The organism is Methylobacterium sp. CCH7-A2 (genome assembly GCF_001557075.1).
Taxonomy (GTDB): Bacteria; Pseudomonadota; Alphaproteobacteria; order Rhizobiales; family Beijerinckiaceae; genus Allobosea; species Allobosea massiliensis.
In genome coordinates this window covers 1-16,815 of sequence record NZ_LSKN01000028.1, presented here as the reverse complement: position 1 = coordinate 16,815, position 16,815 = coordinate 1, and the positions used below count along the sequence as shown (strand labels likewise).

12 protein-coding genes are annotated in these 16,815 nt (G+C 68.1%); 10 read left to right on the top strand and 2 right to left on the bottom strand.

The genetic code is table 11. The annotated features are described in order from the left end of the window. Positions 1 to 39: 39 nt before the first annotated feature. The 6 genes from AX750_RS02595 to AX750_RS02570 all read left to right on the top strand — a co-directional run bounded on the left by AX750_RS02595 (position 40) and on the right by AX750_RS02570 (position 8,328). Positions 40 to 522: a type VI secretion system tube protein Hcp gene (locus AX750_RS02595; protein ID WP_066716919.1), complete on the top strand. Its 483-nt coding sequence runs from the start codon at positions 40 to 42 to the stop codon at positions 520 to 522. A gap of 148 nt (positions 523 to 670) precedes the next feature. Further along, positions 671 to 1,207, top strand: coding sequence for a GPW/gp25 family protein (locus AX750_RS02590; RefSeq protein ID WP_348626265.1), 537 nt, complete (start codon positions 671 to 673; stop codon positions 1,205 to 1,207). Between the two features lie 3 nt (positions 1,208 to 1,210). Next, positions 1,211 to 3,172 (top strand): type VI secretion system baseplate subunit TssF, encoded by a 1,962-nt coding sequence (gene tssF, locus AX750_RS02585; protein ID WP_066716927.1) that lies wholly within the window; start codon positions 1,211 to 1,213, stop codon positions 3,170 to 3,172. After that, positions 3,169 to 4,239 carry a type VI secretion system baseplate subunit TssG gene (gene tssG, locus AX750_RS02580; protein WP_066716930.1) on the top strand — a complete coding sequence of 357 codons (1,071 nt, stop codon included), beginning with the start codon at positions 3,169 to 3,171 and terminating at the stop codon, positions 4,237 to 4,239. Before tssF ends, tssG begins: the two co-directional genes overlap by 4 nt. 17 nt (positions 4,240 to 4,256) lie before the next feature. After that, on the top strand, positions 4,257 to 6,995 hold the full coding sequence (tssH, locus tag AX750_RS02575) for a type VI secretion system ATPase TssH (RefSeq protein ID WP_066716932.1): 2,739 nt from the start codon (positions 4,257 to 4,259) through the stop codon (positions 6,993 to 6,995). 16 nt (positions 6,996 to 7,011) lie between these two features. Beyond that, positions 7,012 to 8,328 carry a M23 family metallopeptidase gene (locus AX750_RS02570; protein ID WP_066716935.1) on the top strand — a complete coding sequence of 439 codons (1,317 nt, stop codon included), beginning with the start codon at positions 7,012 to 7,014 and terminating at the stop codon, positions 8,326 to 8,328. A 146-nt stretch (positions 8,329 to 8,474) separates the two neighbouring features. On the opposite strand, the gene glpD is transcribed toward AX750_RS02570, so the two are convergent. Both glpD and AX750_RS02560 read right to left on the bottom strand, forming a co-directional pair. Next, entirely contained in the window at positions 8,475 to 9,998 is a 1,524-nt protein-coding gene (glpD, locus tag AX750_RS02565) for a glycerol-3-phosphate dehydrogenase (RefSeq protein ID WP_245282285.1), read from the bottom strand. 7 nt (positions 9,999 to 10,005) lie between these two features. Next, positions 10,006 to 11,343 (bottom strand): nucleotide sugar dehydrogenase, encoded by a 1,338-nt coding sequence (locus tag AX750_RS02560; RefSeq protein ID WP_066716963.1) that lies wholly within the window; start codon positions 11,341 to 11,343, stop codon positions 10,006 to 10,008. Positions 11,344 to 11,550: 207 nt separating this feature from the next. Between AX750_RS02560 and pncB the strand changes: the two genes are divergently transcribed. The 4 genes from pncB (at position 11,551) to AX750_RS02540 (ending at position 16,636) form a co-directional block, all read left to right on the top strand. After that, positions 11,551 to 12,828 carry a nicotinate phosphoribosyltransferase gene (gene pncB / locus AX750_RS02555; protein WP_066716938.1) on the top strand — a complete coding sequence of 426 codons (1,278 nt, stop codon included), beginning with the start codon at positions 11,551 to 11,553 and terminating at the stop codon, positions 12,826 to 12,828. A gap of 189 nt (positions 12,829 to 13,017) precedes the next feature. Next, entirely contained in the window at positions 13,018 to 14,154 is a 1,137-nt protein-coding gene (locus AX750_RS02550) for a twin-arginine translocation signal domain-containing protein (RefSeq protein ID WP_066716940.1), read from the top strand. A gap of 71 nt (positions 14,155 to 14,225) precedes the next feature. Continuing rightward, entirely contained in the window at positions 14,226 to 14,894 is a 669-nt protein-coding gene (locus AX750_RS02545) for a TRAP transporter small permease subunit (protein ID WP_066716943.1), read from the top strand. Continuing rightward, complete coding sequence (locus AX750_RS02540) at positions 14,891 to 16,636, top strand: TRAP transporter large permease subunit (protein WP_066716946.1); 1,746 nt, start codon at positions 14,891 to 14,893, stop codon at positions 16,634 to 16,636. Before AX750_RS02545 ends, AX750_RS02540 begins: the two co-directional genes overlap by 4 nt. Positions 16,637 to 16,815 lie beyond the last annotated feature (179 nt).

The window sequence follows — 16,815 nt, the reverse complement described above, 5'->3', positions numbered from 1 at the left end:
GACCGAACTTCTTTCACTCACACAGAGGAGATCACCACCATGGCTAGCGACTTCCTTCTCGAGATCGACGGCATCAAGGGCGAAAGCCAGGATTCCAAGCACAAGGACACGATCGAGGTCGATTCCTTCTCCTGGGGCGTCACCAATGCCGGTACCCATGCGAGCGGCCAGGGCGGCGGCGCCGGCAAGGCCAATTTTCAGGACATCCACTTCACCGCATCGGTCGGCAAGGCCTCGGCCAATCTCGCCATGGCCTGCGCCTCGGGCAAGCACATCACCAAGGCGGTGCTCTATGTCCGCAAGCAGGGCGAGAACCAGCAGGACTACTACGTCCTGACCCTCGAGGATCTGCTGGTCTCGAGCTACCAATCCGGCGACGCCGCCGGCGGCACCACGATCCCGACCGACCAGTTCTCGCTGAACTTCGCCAAGATCAAGTACGAGTACAAGCCGCAGAAGAAGGATGGCACGCTCGACGCCCCGGTCACCATGACCTGGGACCTGAAGCAGAACAAGAAGTAAGTCGTCGCCGGCGCCGCACTCGCGGCGCCGGCTTCGGGCCCGATGATGGCCGTTGCGGGGGAGCGCCGCGACGGCCATCGTGCTTGCCGGGCCGATCGGATTGGGGAAGCGGGAGCGACGACGCGTGCGAGGTCCGGCGAACGGCACATTGACGAAGAAGCGGCTGCGCCCGCCGCTGATGTTCGCCTTTCGCGAGGCGCATCAGGAGAAGGACGCGAAGGTGGCGCTCGATCTGCGCGACGCCGGCGGCGAACGCGTCATCGCCAACCGGCGCGCGGCCCCGCGCGCGGCGATCACGGAGCCGAAGCTGCGGCGCGAGATCGCGATCGATCTCGACGCGCTGGTCAACACCGTCAATCTCGCCTCGTCGGTCGACCTGACGCAGCACGAGCATGTCAGGCGCTCGATCCTCAATCACGGCTTTCCCGACCTCACCAGCCGCTCGATCGACGAGCATCGGGTCGACCTCATCGCCAAGGACATGATGGCGGCGCTGGTCGGCTACGAGCCCCGGCTGATCCGCAATTCGATCCAGGTCGAGCGTGACCACTCGCTCGACCGGGCCGAGCTGAAGGTCCGGTTCCTGGTGCGCGCGGATCTCAACTGCGAGCCGCTCAACGTGCCGGTCGAGTTCGTCGCCGATCTCGAGCTCGACACCGGCAAGATGGCGATCAGGAGCCGCTAGGCGATGCATCAGGAGTTCCTCGACGCTTATAATCAAGAGCTCCGCCTCTTCATGGAGCACACGAAGGAATTCGCCGAAGAGTATCCGGGGATTGCCGAAAGACTGGGCGGGCTCGTCGGCGACCGGATGGACCCGATGGTGGCTGGGCTGCTCGAGGGGGCGGCTTTCCTGGCGGCGCGGGTGCAGCTCAAGCTCAAGCACGAGTTTCCCGAGTTCACCACCAATCTGCTCGAGCAGCTGGTGCCGAACTATCTGGCGCCGACGCCCTCGGCGCTGCTCGCCGGCATCCGGCCCCCGTTCTCCGATCCCGGCCTGCGCGAGGGCCTGACGATCCCGCGTGGCTCCTATATCGATGCCACCTATCTCGAGCGCGAGCGGCGCGTCGCCTGCCGCTACCGTCTGGGGACGGACGTGACGCTCTGGCCCTTCGATGTCGCGGCTGCCGAATACATCCCCGCGCCCGGCCCGCTGCAGGCGCTCGGCCTGTCCACCGACCACCGGGTCCTCTCGGGGCTGCGGCTGACGCTGACGCACCGGACGAGCGCCGATCCCGAGCAGGAGCCGTCGGCGGCGCAGGCGCTCAAGACGCCGACGAGCTGGTTCGCCGGCTGCCGCTGCAAGGAGCTGAGCGTCCATCTGCTCGGGGCGGAGGCCGATGCGGTCGCGCTTTACGAGCAGCTCTTCGGCGACTGTGTCGGCATCTATTTCCGCCATCTCGACGAATTCGGCGATCCCGTCATCACCCCGGCCGATGGAGTCACGCTGGAGCAGATCGGATTCGGCGAGGACGAGGCGCTGCTGCCGGCCGACACCCGCGTCTTCCGCGGTTTCGACCTGCTGCGCGAGCTGTTCTGGTTCCCGCGCAAATTCCTCGGCTTCCGTCTCTCCGGGCTGGCGCGGATCATGCCGAAGCTGACGGCGAAGACGGTCGACGTGATCTTCGTCTTCGACGAGGTCAATACGCGGCTGGCGGCGGCGGTCCAGAAGCCGATGTTCGCGCTCTATGCCGCGCCCGCGATCAACCTCTTCGAGAAGACGCTGGACCGCGTGCCGGTGCGGACCAACCAGCACGAGTTCCATGTCGTGCCCGATCGCAGCCGCCCGCTCGACTATGAGCCGCACAGCCTGCTCTCGGTCCACGCCCATTATGCCGGCGGGCGCGAGAAGCAGCCCGTCCACCCGCTCTATTCCTCGCCGGAAGGGGCCTCCCCGACGCATGGACTGCTCTATACGCAGCGCCGTCTGCCGCGCCGCCGCTCGGTCGCCGAGCGCCGGCTCGGCCGGGCCTCGGACTATACCGGCACGGACATGTTCATCTCGCTGGTCGAGCCCGCGGGCGTCGCAGACAGTGTCTCGGTGGCGGAGCTGAGCCTGCGCGCGCTCTGCTCGAACCGGCACCTGCCGGAGCATCTGCCGACCGGCGAGGGCGGCGCCGATTTCCGGCTGATCGACAATGTCGCGCTCGACGTCGCCTGCCTGTCGGGGCCGACGCCGCCGCGTGAGCCGGTCGTCTCGCAATTGCGGCTGCGCTCGGAGACGGCTAGCACCGGCGTCGTCACCTGGCGGCTGATCAACCTGCTCAGCCTGAACCATCTCGGCCTCGTCCAGCGCGGCGCCGGCCAGAACGGCGAGGCGCTGCGGGAACTGCTCTCGCTCTTCGCCGATCTCGCCGACAGCGCCACCGAGCGGCGCATCCGCGGCATCAAGAGCGTCGACAGTCGCCCTGTCGTGCGGCGCTTTCCGCAGCGCGCGGGAACGGGGGCAGCGAGGGGGCTCGAAATCACTGTCGTGCTCGACGAGAAGGCCTTCGAGGGCTCCGGCGTCTTCCTGCTCGGTGCCGTGCTCGACCGCTTCTTCGCGGAGTACGCCGCGATGAACCATTTCACCCAGACGGTGATCCGCACCGTCGAGCGCGGCGAGGTGATGCGCTGGCCGCCGCGCGCCGGATCGAGGCGGATCCTGTGAGCGAGGACATCCCCCTCCAGCGCGAGCCGAGCTATGCGGAGCGCCTCCAGGAGGAGCCCTGGCGCTTCGACTTCTTTGCCGTGCTACGCCGGCTGGAACGCAGCTTCCCGGAGCGGCCGCGCATCGGCGACGTGCCGGCGCGGCGGGACGAATATGTCGCGCTGGGCGAGCAGGCCTTTCTCGATTTCGCGGCCTCGACCCTTGCGGAAGCCGATCGCGACGGACAGGGGCGCCTGCGCCTCTTCGTCAAGTTCCTCGGCCTGCTCGGGCCCCAGGGCGCGCTGCCGCTGGCCACGACGGAGGAGAGCTATCACTGGCAGCTCGCGCGCGACGACGCCTTTCCGCGCTTCCTCGACATCTTCAACCACCGCTTCCTGCAGCTGTTCTTTCGGGCCTGGGCGGATTCGCGCCCCATCGCGCAGCACGACCGGCCGGAGCGGGACCGTTTCGCGGCCTATGTCGGCAGCCAGATCGGGCTGGGTTCGGCGCCCTATCTCAGGCGCGACAGCGTGCCCGATGCGGAGAAACTCGCCCATGCCGGGCTGATCGGCGCGCAGGCCAAATCGGCCTCGCGGCTGCGCGGGCTCTTGGCCGGGCTGTTCAAGGCCGAGGTCGAGATCGAGCAGTTCGTCGGCATGCGCCTGGTCTTCGACCCCGCGGACCGCACCCGGCTCGGCAGCCGGCACTGCACGCTGGGCGGCGACGCGCTGCTCGGCGCCAGCGTCTACAGTGTCGAGGACAAGTTCCGCATCTGCATCGTCGCACGCAGCCTCGACGAGTTCGCGCGCTTCCTGCCGAGCGGGGACCGCTGCGAGAAGCTGGCGGATGCGGTCTTCTTCCATCTCGGCGAGGGGCTGGAATGGGATGTCGAACTCGCCCTGCCGGTCGGCGAGGTCAAGCCCGCCCGGCTCGGCCAGTTCGGCCAGCTCGGCTGGACGAGCTGGATGGCGCCCAACTGGGATGCCCCGCCCGGCACGCTGCGCCGCGACGCTCGTTTCCATCCGGCCGAGCGCCTGCGCGAGCAACGCAGCCGGGCGCGTTCGACCCCCGCCACCCGATCATCCTGACGCCCGAGGAGACCATCATGGCCGACATCAGTCTCGAAGCCGTCACAGGCAAGCTCAACCGGGTCGGCTACGAGGCCTTCATCCAGGCGCTGCGGCAGGCCAAGGGCGCCGGCAACCGCAATGTCGAGCTGGCGCACTGGCTGGCGCAGATCCTGCTGCGGCCCGCCACCGATCTCGGCCTGACGGCGCAGCATTTCGGGCTGGACATGGGCCGGCTCGCTGCCGACATCGGCGGGGTCATCGAGGGCTTCCGCAAGAACGAGACGGAGATGCCCGGCGTCGCCAACAGCATCGTCGACGGGCTCGATCGCGGCTGGCATTACGCGACGCTGTTCTTCGGCGAGACGCAGATCCGCACCGGCCATGTGCTCGTCGCCATCCTCAAGTCGAACGACCTTCGCCGCGTCCTGACGGGCATATCCAAGGAGTTCGGCAAGATCCCGGTCGACGAACTCGCCGCCGGCCACGCCAAGATCTGGGAGGCCTCGGAGGAGGAGAACCTGCGGCCGATGGACGGCTCGGGCTTGCGCGCGGCCGGGACTCCCGGCGCCGAACAGGCTGAGGGCGCGAAGGGGACGACCGCGCTCGACCGGTTCTCGCAGGACCTCACGGCCAAGGCCCGCACGGGGACGATGGACCCGATCCTCGGCCGCGACGACGAGATCCGCCAGGTCATCGACGTGCTGATGCGCAGGCGCCAGAACAATCCGATCCTCACCGGCGAGGCCGGCGTCGGCAAGACCGCGATCGCCGAGGGCTTCGCCCAGCGCGTGGCATCCGGCGACGTGCCGCCACCGCTCAAGGGCGTGCGCGTCTGCGCGCTCGATATCGGCCTGATGCAGGCCGGCGCCTCGATGAAGGGCGAGTTCGAGCAGCGGCTGCGCTCGGTGATCGACGAGGTGCAGTCCTCGCCGACGCCGGTGATCCTGTTCATCGACGAGGCGCATACGCTGATCGGCGCCGGCGGGGCGGCCGGCACGGGCGACGCCGCCAATCTGCTCAAGCCCGCTTTGGCGCGCGGCACGTTGCGGACGATCGCGGCGACGACCTGGTCGGAATACCGGCAGTATTTCGAGAAGGACCCGGCGCTGACCCGGCGCTTCCAGCCGGTCAATGTCGACGAGCCGGACGTGGCGCGCTGCTGCACCATGCTGCGCGGGCTGATCGGCCCGATGGAAAAGCACCACAAGGTGCGCATCTCGGACGCCGCGATCGTCGCGGCAGTGACGCTGTCGCACCGCTACATCCCGGCCCGCCAGCTGCCCGACAAGGCGGTCAGCCTGCTCGACACGGCCTGCGCCCGCGTCGCGATCAGCCAGAGTGCGACCCCGGCCGCGATCGAGGATGCCCGCGTCGCCCTCGCCGCGCTGGCGCAGGAGAAGGCGGCGCTGACGGCCGACCAGGATCTCGGCGGCGACACCGCCAAGCGCCTGGCCGAGATCGAGACCGAGAGCGCCGAAGGGCAGGAGAAGCTCGCCGCGCTGGAGGCCGCCTGGGCGAGCGAACTCGCCATCGTCGAGGAGATCAAGGCGCTGCGGGCGAAGCTCGCAGAGCCGCCGGCCTCGGCCGCCGATCCGAAGGCGGAGGTCGCCCAGCAGGTCGCGGCCGAGCAAGCCGGTGCCGAGGCACCGCCCGCCGCCGAACCGGCTCCGGATGGCGCAGCCGACCCGGCCGCGGCGCGCGAGGCGCTGGCGGCAAAATTCGCCGCGCTCTCCGAAATCGATCCGGCACAGCGCATGATCTACGCCCATGTCGACGAACAGTCGGTCGCCTCGGTCGTCTCCGACTGGACCGGGATTCCCGTCGGCCGCATGGTCGCCGACGAAATCGAGACGGTGCTGAAGCTGGCGGACACGCTGAACAAGCGTGTTGTCGGCCAGGATCACGGGCTGGCGATGATCGCCCGGCGCATCGAGACCAACCGCGCCAAGCTCGACAACCCCAACAAGCCGATCGGCGTCTTCATGCTCTGCGGCCCCTCGGGCGTCGGCAAGACCGAGACGGCGCTGGCGCTGGCCGAGCAGCTCTATGGCGGCGAGCAGAACGTCATCACCATCAACATGTCCGAGTTCCAGGAGGCGCACACCGTCTCGACGCTGAAGGGCGCGCCTCCCGGCTATGTCGGCTATGGCGAGGGCGGGCGGCTGACCGAGGCCGTGCGGCGCAAGCCCTATTCGGTCGTCCTGCTCGACGAGATCGAGAAGGCGCATCCGGATGTCCACGAGCTGTTCTTCCAGGTCTTCGACAAGGGCGTGATGGAGGACGGCACCGGCCGGCGCATCGACTTCAAGAACACGCTGATCATCCTGACCTCGAATGTCGGCACCGACGAGATCATGCGGATGGCTTCCGACCCGGCGCAGCGCGCCGATCCGGAGTCGATCGCGGTGGCGCTGCGGCCGGCGCTGCTCAAGGTGTTCCCGCCGGCCCTGATCGGGCGCCTGGTGACGATCCCCTATTACCCGCTCTCGCCGGACATGCTGGGCGGGATCGTGCGGCTGCAACTCGGCCGCATCGGCAAGCGCATCGCCGAGAACCACGGCGCCGCCTTCGTCTATGACGATGCGGTCGTCGCCCATATCGTCGCGCAGTGCAACGACCCGGACTCCGGCGGCCGCATGATCGACAACATCGTCACCAACTCGATGCTGCCGGCGCTCTCGCGCGCGATCCTCGGCCTGCAGCTCGAGAAAAAGCCCCTGACGGAGGCGAAGGTCTCGGTCGAAAACGGTGCGTTTGCTTACGCCGTGTCGTGAACGGAGAGGGCCGCTGATGTTGCAGCCAGCGCGACTGAAGACCCGACCGGGCGCGGAGGGCGGCAGCGGGCGGTCGGTCGAGCCGCCGCGCCCGGGCCTTCGGCGGCGGCCCACGCGCGTCGGGCGCTTCGGCCGCATCATGGTGCTGTTGATCGCGCTTGCCGGCACCGCCTGGTCGGGCGTCGCGACCTGGCTGCTCTATCGCGAGAAGGCGGTGGTGGCCGCGCTGCAGCAGGAGCAGCAGGTGCTGCAGGCCAGCTATGACGAGCGCATGCGGGTCCTGACCCGTCGCCTCGTCAGTTCGATCGCGACGCAGCGCGCGCCCGGTGCCGCGCCACGCGAGGGTGGCGGCGACGATCAGCTCGCCGATCTGATCGCGCGGCAGATCGAGCTCGAGGCGCGACAGAACCTGCTGGGCACGCTGACCGGCCAGGCGGTCGCGCCCGTACTGCCCAACAGCGGCGCGCAGGTACCGGGCGGGGGCGGCGGGCTCGCCGCCGACCCGTTCCAGGGCAATATCCTCGAGCGCATCAACCCCACCGTCGTGGCGCCACAGAAGCGGCTGGCGGCGGCGGCGCTGCGGGCCGAGGAGGCGATGCCTCTCTCCGAGCGGGTGACGCTGCTGCAGCAATCGCTCGACCGCATCGACCAGGCTCAGGGGCAGCAGGTCTCGGCGCTGGGCCTGCGCCTCGCCGGGCGGGTGCAGGAGGTGAGGGCGGCGCTGGCCGATCTCGGGCTCGATGTCGGCAAGGTCCGGCTGCCTCCAGCGCGGCAGGCGATGGGCGGGCCGCTGATCCCGCTCTCGGTGACGATGCGCCCGGGCAGCTTCGAGCATCGCGTGCTGCAACTCGGCGAGGCGCAGGCGAATTTCGGACGCTGGCGGGAGCTGGCGCAGATCGTGCCGTTGCGCCGCCCGCTGGACGGCGACGACAGCACGACCAGCAATTTCGGCATGCGCACCGACCCCTTCACCGGCGCTGCGGCGATGCATTCCGGCATGGATTTCCGCGGCGAGACCGGCACGCCGATCCGCGCCACCGGCGCCGGCAAGGTGCTGCGGGCGGAGGTCGCGGGCGGCTATGGCAATCTGGTCGAGCTCGACCATGGCAATGGGCTCACGACGCGCTACGCGCATCTCAGCGCCTTCGACGTGAAGCCCGACCAGATCGTTCCGCCCGGCGCGATCATCGGCCGCCTCGGCTCGACCGGCCGCTCGACCGGCCCGCATCTGCATTACGAGACGCGACTGGCGGGCGAGGCGACCAACCCGCTGAAGTTCATCGAAGTGGGCACCCGCCTGTCGCAGCCCTCGCTGCCGCCGGGGGTGAGGTGAGTGCTGCAAAGCCTGACGTTGACCCTCTGCCGTCATCCTGGTCGACCGGGATCCATCATCGGGCGGGACGTCGTCCTCTGATGGATCCCGGCCTGTTCGGCTTCACCGCTTGTCCAGGATGACGGGTTGGTTGTGCTTGCAACAGCTCAGGCGGCCGCCGCCTCCGCCATGAAGGCCTCCAGCGCCTCCTGCTCGGCCGTCGAGAGGCGCAGGCCCAGCTTGCTGCGGCGCCAGAGCACGTCGGCGGCCTGTTTCGCCCATTCCGCCTGCATCAGGTAGCGGACCTCGCGCTCGTAGAGATCGGCGCCGAAATGGCGGCCGAGATCGGCCTCCTGGCCAGCGCCCTGCAGGATCTCGCGCGCCTTGGTGCCATAGGCCCGCACCAGCCGCGCAATGGTCGCGCGGGCGAGCCAGGGATGGGCGGCAGCGAGCGCGTCGACCTGCGCCTCAAAGCCCTCGACCGGGAAATCGCCGCCCGGCAGCGTGCCGGTGACGGTCCAGGCCGGGCGTGCGGCCCAGGCGGCGTGGGGACCGAGCTTTTCCAACGCGGATTCGGCGAGGCGGCGATAGGTCGTGATCTTGCCGCCGAAGACGGAGAGCAGCGGCGCCTGGCCCTGCGGCGCGTCGAGCGTCAGGACATAGTCGCGCGTCGCCTCCTGCGCCTTGCTGGCGCCGTCGTCATAGAGCGGGCGCACGCCGGAATAGGTCCAGACCACGGAGGACGGGGTCACCGGCTCGCGGAAATACTCGCTCGCGGCGGCGCAGAGATAGTCGATCTCCTCGGGCGTCGCCTTGGCGTCGGAGGGATTGCCGCGATAGTCGCGGTCGGTCGTGCCGATCAGCGTGAAGTCGCGCTCATAGGGGATCGCGAAGATGATCCGCCCGTCGGCGTTCTGGAAGATGTAGCAACGGTCGTGATCGTAGAGCCGGGGCACGACGATATGGCTGCCCTGGACCATGCGGACGGCGGCCTTGGTGTTGGAGCGGACGACGCCGCCGAGCACGTCGCCGACCCAGGGGCCGGCCGCATTGACCAGCGCCTTCGCCAGCACGCTGTGGCGGGTGCCGTTCGTCTCCGCGGTGATGCGCCACAAGCCGCCCTCGCGATCGGCCGAGACGACGCGGGCGCGGGTGTGGATCGTGGCGCCCTTCGCGGCGGCGTCCATGGCGTTGAGCACGACGAGGCGCGAATCCTCGACCCAGCAATCGGAATACTCGAAGGCGGTGGCGCCGTTGTCCTTGAGCGGCCGGCCGGTAGCATCCTGCGAAAGGTCTAGCGTGCGCGTCGCCGGCAGTTTCTTGCGGCCGCCGATATGGTCGTAGAGGAACAGACCGAGCCGCAGCAGCCAAGCCGGGCGCAGGCCCCTGTGATGCGGCAGCACGAAGCGCAGCGGCCAGATGATGTGCGGGGCGATCGCCCAGAGCCGCTCGCGCTCCATCAGCGCCTCGCGCACGAGCCGGAACTCGTAATGCTCGAGATAGCGCAGACCGCCGTGGATCAGCTTGGTCGAGGCCGAGGAGGTCGCGCTGGCGAGGTCGTCCTTCTCGAAGAGGACGACGGAGGCGCCGCGTCCCGCCGCGTCGCGGGCGATGCCGCAGCCATTGATGCCGCCGCCGATGACGGCGAGGTCGTAGGGGGTGTCGGTCTCGGGCATTCCGGTCTCGGTCATTCCGGTCTCAGGCTTTGAAGATGGTCTCACCCGTCAACCCGTGGCGGGCGCAGGCGTTGCGCGTGTCGACGACGAGCTTGGCATGGGCCACGACCAGTGCGTAGTCGACATCGTCATGGTCGGTGGCGATCAGCACCGCGTCGAAGCCGGCGATCGCGTCTGCCGTCAGCGGCGTGCTCGGACGGGCGGCCAGCGCGCCGTGCTTGCGGCTCTTGCGGATCGCCGGGATATGGGGGTCGTGATAGGCGGCCTCTGCGCCCCGGGCCTCGATCAGCTCGATCAGCTTGAGGGCCGGGCTCTCGCGCATGTCCTCGACGTTCTTCTTGTAGGCGAGGCCGAGAACGAGGATGCGCGCGCCGCTGAAGCTGCGGCCGAGCTGGCGGTCGACGAGTTCGGCCAGCCGATCGACGACGCGATAGGGCATCTCGGTGTTGATCTGCCCGGCGAGTTCGATGAAGCGGGTGGCGATGTCGAATTCGCGCGCCTTCCAGGTCAGATAGAAGGGATCGATCGGGATGCAGTGCCCGCCGAGGCCCGGGCCCGGATAGAACGGCATGAAGCCGAAGGGCTTGGTCTTGGCGGCGTCGATCACCTCCCAGATGTCGATGCCCATGGCCGCATAGACCTGCTTGAGCTCGTTCACGAGGGCGATGTTGACGGCGCGGAAGATGTTCTCGGTCAGCTTCACCGCCTCGGCCGTGGCGGTCGAGGAGACCGGCACGGTCCTGACGACGAGGGCGCCATAGAGCGCGTTCGCCATGGCGAGCGCCGCAGGGCCGTCGCCGCCGACGACCTTGGGAATGTCGGAGGTGCCGAACTGGGCGTTGCCGGGGTCCTCCCGCTCGGGCGAATAGGCGAGGAAGACATCCGTGCCGCTGCTCAGGCCCGAGGCCTCCTCGAGGATCGGCCGCATCAGCTCGTCGGTCGTGCCCGGATAGGTCGTCGATTCCAGCACGATGAGCTGGCCGCGCCGCAGGCGCCGGCCGATCGCCCGCGTGGTCTGCTCGACGAACGAGAGATCGGGCTCGCGCTGGCGCGAGAGCGGGGTCGGAACGCAGATCAGCAGGGCGTCGGGCTCGGAGAGCCGGTCGAAATCGGTCGTCGCTTCGAAGCGGCCCTCCGCGAGGCCGGCGACGATCAGGTCCATCGGGATGTGCTTGATCGTCTCGCGCCCGGCATTGATCTGGTCGACGCGGGCCTGGTCGATGTCGAAGCCGATGACGCGAATGCCCTGGCGGAGCGCGGCCAGCGCCAGCGGGATGCCGACATAGCCGAGCCCGATGACGCCGATCACCACCGAGCGGTCACGGACCTTCCCGACGAAATCCTGCGCGACATCAGCCAATTCCTGCACTCTCGCCTCCGGTTCGCGCAAAGCCGGCGCCCGTTCGAAACGGCGTGCCGGCCAGCCCGCGGTCCTTGCCGAGATCACCCGGTCTGTCAACGCGACCGGAGCGCCCGGCTTGCGCCGGCGCCGCCGTGGCGGTCAGATGCGCGCGAAGCGCCCGAGGCCCGCAAGCCGTTGCGGCGAACCACCGGATCCCGAACCGCCATGACCGTCACCGATATCGCGACGCGGACCTACAACCATGGCTGGCGGCTCGATCCGATCATCCGCAGCCTGCTCGACACGGATTTCTACAAGCTGCTGATGCTGCAGATGATCCGCGCCTTCCATCCGGAGGTGCAGGTCACCTTCTCGCTGATCAACCGCTCGAAGCACATCCGCCTCGCGGACATCGTCGACGAGGCGGAGCTGCGCGCCCAGCTCGACCATGCCCGCTCGGTGCGCTTCACCAAGAAGGAGCTGATCTGGCTCGCCGGCAACTCGTTCTACGGCAAGCGCCAGATGTTCTCGCCGGAGTTCCTGGCCTGGCTCGCCGATTTCCAGCTGCCGGATTACGAGCTGCGCCGGGTCGACGGGCAATACGAGCTGCATTTCGAGGGGCCCTGGACCCATACGACGATGTGGGAGGTGCCGGCTCTCGCCATCATCAACGAGCTGCGGGCGCGGCGCGTCATGGTCGGGCAGAAGCGGTTCGCGCTCGATGTGCTCTATGCCCGCGCCAAGGCGAAGATGTGGGACAAGGTCGAGCGGCTGCAGAGGCTGCCGAACCTCAAACTCTCCGATTTCGGCACGCGCCGGCGCCATGGCCATCTCTGGCAGCGCTGGTGCGTCGAGGCGCTGAAGGAGGGGCTAGGGCCGAAGTTCAGCGGCACCTCGAACGTCCTTCTGGCGATGGATGCCGATCTCGAGGCGATCGGCACCAATGCCCATGAGCTGCCGATGGTGCTGGCGGCGCTGGCCGACAGCGACGCCGAGCTGCTGCGCGCGCCTTATCGCGTGCTCGACGAGTGGCGCCAGGTCTATGGCGGCAATCTGCTGATCGCTCTGCCGGACGCCTTCGGAACGAGCGGCTTCCTGCGTCATGCGCCGGACTGGGTGGCGGACTGGACGGGCTTTCGGCCCGATTCCGCGCCGCCGATCGAGGCGGGCGAGGCGATCATGGCCTGGTGGCGCGAGCGCGGGCGCGATCCGCGCGAGAAGCTGCTGGTCTTCTCGGATGGGCTCGACGTCGATGCGATCGAGCGGGTCTACCGGCATTTCGACGGCAAGGTCCGCATGGCCTTCGGCTGGGGCACCGATCTCACCAACGATCTCGTCGGCTGCCTGCCCGACGGCTCGCGCGCGCTCGATCCGATGTCGCTGGTCTGCAAGGTCACCAAGGCGAACGGGCGCCCTGCTGTGAAGCTCTCCGACAATCCCGAGAAGGTCTCGGGCGAGGCGGAGGCGGTGGCGCGCTACCGGCGGGTCTTCGGGCGCGGCTGACATCGCGCCAGACCTGTCCGGCCGGCTCTGGTATGGCCCAAGAACAGTCCGCTCGCGAAAGCGTTATAGTTCGTTCGTCTGATGACTAGCGCAAGAGGCTTCGCGGCCCTTGCGTCATACAAGTCTTCCTGCTCTCCTGCGGTCAAGACGCCTCAATAAATAAGCGGCGCTTCAACAGGGGAGTGAGACATGACGTCTGCAAAGACCAAGGGAGAATCGCGTCGAAAATTCCTGAAGACCTCGCTGGTTGCCACGGCCGCGACGGTCGCTGCGCCCGCGATCGCGCAGCAAGCCGGGCCGATCGCCATGCGCTGGCAGAGCACATGGCCGTCGAAGGACATCTTCCACGAATACGCGCTCGACTTCGCCAAGAAGGTCAACGACATGACCGGCGGCGATCTGAAGATCGAGGTGCTGCCGGCCGGTGCGGTGGTGCCGGCCTTCGGGCTGCTGGAGGCGGTGTCCAAGGGCACGCTCGACGGCGGCCATGGCGTGCTCGTCTATCATTACGGCAAGCAGACGGCGCTGGCGCTGTGGGGCTCGGGCCCGGCCTATGCCATGGACGCCAACATGCTGCTCGCCTGGCACAAATATGGCGGCGGCAAGGAGCTGCTGGCGAAGCTCTACGCCTCGATCGGCGCCAATGTGCAGTCCTTCCCCTATGGCCCGATGCCGACCCAGCCGCTCGGCTGGTTCAAGAAGCCGGTGACGAAGCTCGAGGATCTGAAGGGGCTGAAATACCGCACCGTCGGCATCTCGATCGACATCTTCACGGCGATGGGGCTCGCGGTGAACGCGCTGCCGGGCGGCGAGATCGTCTCGGCCATGGATCGCGGCCTGCTCGACGCGGCCGAGTTCAACAATGCGAGTTCCGACCGGGTGCTCGGATTCCCCGACGTTTCGAAGGTCTGCATGCTGCAGAGCTACCACCAGAACGCCGAGCAATTCGAGATCATGTTCAACAAGACGAAGTTCGACGCCCTGCCGGACAAGATGAAGGCGATCATCGCCAACGCCGTCGAGGCCGGCTCGGCGGAGATGTCCTGGAAGGCAATCGACCGCTACTCGCAGGACTATGTCGAGCTCCAGACCAAGGACAAGGTGCGGTTCTACAAGACGCCGGATGCGATCCTGAAGCGCCAGCTCGAGCTCTATGACGAGGTGGCCAAGAAGAAGGCGGCCGAGAACCCGCTCTTCGCCGAGATCCTGCAGTCGCAACTCGCCTTCGCCAAGCGCGCGACGCGCTGGGAGCAGGACACGGTGGTCAGCCGCAGGATGGCCTTCGACCATTACTGGGGTCCCAACGGCGTCGCCGCCAAGCTCTGAGCCTCTAGTCACGACAACGGCCATGGCCCGCACCTCCGGTGCCGGCCATGGCGTGCGCATGCGAGGCCTGAATGAGCGTCGAGAAAGTCCTTCTGGCCTGCGACCGCGTCAGCACCTTCTTCGGCAAGCTGGCGGCCTGGCTGATCATCGGCCTGATGCTGCTGGTCTGCGCCGAGGTGTTCAAGCGCTACATCCTGAACGCGCCGACCGCCTGGATCTTCGACGCCAGCAACATGCTCTACGGCTCGCTGTTCATGCTCTGCGGCGCCTATACTCTGGCCCAGAACGGCCATGTCCGGGGCGATTTCCTGTACAGCTCGATGAAGCCGCGCACCCAGGCGGGGCTCGATCTGGCGCTCTACTTCCTGTTCTTCCTGCCCGGCATCTGCGCGCTGGTCTATGCGGGCTACGACTATGCCGCCGATTCCTGGCGCATCGGCGAGCATTCCAACGTCACGGCCGACGGGCCGCCGGTCTATCACTTCAAGACGGTGATCCCGGTCGCGGGCGCACTCGTGCTGCTGCAGGGCGTGGCGGAGATCGCGCGCTGCGTCGTCTGCCTCAAGACCGGCGCCTGGCCGGCGCGGCTCAAGGATGTCGCCGAGATCGACGTCGTCGAGGAGCAGCTCGCGGCGAGCGAGCATCTCGACGAGGCGACGCGGAAGGCCGCGATCGAACGCACGCACAGCATCGACGAGACGGCCCGGCAGCGCGGGCTGGGCGGAGACCGGCATCCATGAGCGACCCCGCCCTCGGCCTGAGCATGCTCGGGCTCATCGTCGTCGTCATCATCCTTGGCTTTCCCACCGCCTTCACGCTGATGGGGCTGGGGATGATCTTCGGCTATATCGCCTTCTACGACCCGACCCAGGCCTGGTACGCGAACCGCATCTTCGATCTGATGGTCCAGCGCACCTATGGGGCGATGACCAACGACGTCCTGATCTCGATCCCGCTCTTCGTGCTGATGGGCTACGTGATGGAGCGGGGCGCGCTGGTCGACAAGATGTTCTACGCCGTGCAGCTCGCCTTCCGGAACGTGCCGGCGGCGCTGGCGGTGGCGACGCTGCTGGTCTGCACCTTCTGGGGCATCGCCAGCGGGCTGGTCGGCGCGGTCGTGGTACTGATGGGCGTCATCGCCCTCAACCCGATGCTGAAGGCGGGCTACGATGTCCGGCTGTCGTCGGGCGTGATCACGGCCGGCGGCACGCTCGGCATCCTGATCCCGCCCTCGGTGATGATCATCGTCTATGCGGCCGTGGCCGGACAATCGGTGGTGAAGCTCTACGCGGCCGCGATGTTCCCCGGCTTCTTCCTCGCCTTTCTCTATCTCGTCTACATCGTCGGCTGGGCGCTGCTGAACCCGCGCGTGGCGCCGGCGCTGCCGCCGGAGCAGCGGCAGGTTCCGGTCCCCGACTGGACGCGGACGCTCGCCGAGCCGCATCGCGGCCGGGTGTTTCCGGCGCTGAGCCTGGCGCTGCTCTCGCCGTTGCGGGTGCGCGGGATCCAGCGCGACGGACAGCCCCTCACCTGGGGCGCGCTGCTGCAGGCCTGGGCCTATGCGCTGGTGCCGCTCACGCTCGTCGCGGGGACGCTCGCGCTGATCTGGTGGTATGTCGTCATCCACCAGCAGGCCGGCGCGGCCGAGGCGCTGCCGGCGATCGAGCAGCTCGGCACGCCCGACCTCGTTCAGGAGGAGACGGGCGAGGGCAAGGGGCCGCCCACCGCCTTCTATCTCTGGTTCGGCGCCATCGCGCTCGGCTGCGCGGCGCTGATGCTGCGCTACTACGCCCGCATGACCGCGGAGCGGCTCGAGGTCATCCGCATGCTGACCGACGCCGTGCTGCCGCTCGGCCTGCTGACGGTGATCGTGCTGGCGGTGATCCTGTTCGGGATCACGACGGCGACCGAATCCGCCGCCGTCGGTGCAGCGGGTGCCTTCCTGCTCGCCTTCCATGCCCGGACGCTGAACTGGAAGAAGATCAAGGAGGCGGTGTTCCTGACCGCCAAGACCACATCGATGGTCTGCTGGCTCTTCGTCGGCTCGGCGATCTTTTCGGCCGTGTTCGCGCTGCTCGGCGGGCAGGCCCTGCTCGAGCGCTGGGTGCTGTCGCTGGACCTGTCGCCGCTGCAGTTCATGATCCTGTCGCAGGCGATCATCTTCGTGCTCGGCTGGCCGCTGGAATGGACCGAGATCATCGTGATCTTCGTGCCGATCTTCCTGCCGATGCTGAAGCATTTCGGCATCGACCCGATCCTCTGGGGGGTGCTGGTCTTCGTGAACCTGCAGGCTGCGTTCCTGTCGCCGCCGGTCGCGATGTCCGCCTTCTACCTCAAGGGCGTCGCTCCGCCGCATGTGACGATCAACCAGATCTTCGCGGGGATGATGCCCTATATGCTGATCGTGATCCTGTGCATGGTGCTGATGTATCTCTGGCCGGGGCTGACGCTGTGGCTGCCCGAGTATCTCTATGGCGGCTGAGCCATCGGGCCGCTCGCGAGGGGGCGGGCAGGGGTGCCTGCGCCTTGCAATCGCGGCCAAAACCCCCTAATGCGACCGCGCTTTCGGAAGGCCTCGCAGGGCCGGTGTCAGGAAACAGGGTGTCATGGCCAAAGAGAAATTCGCTCGCACGAAGCCGCACTGCAACATTGGAACGATTG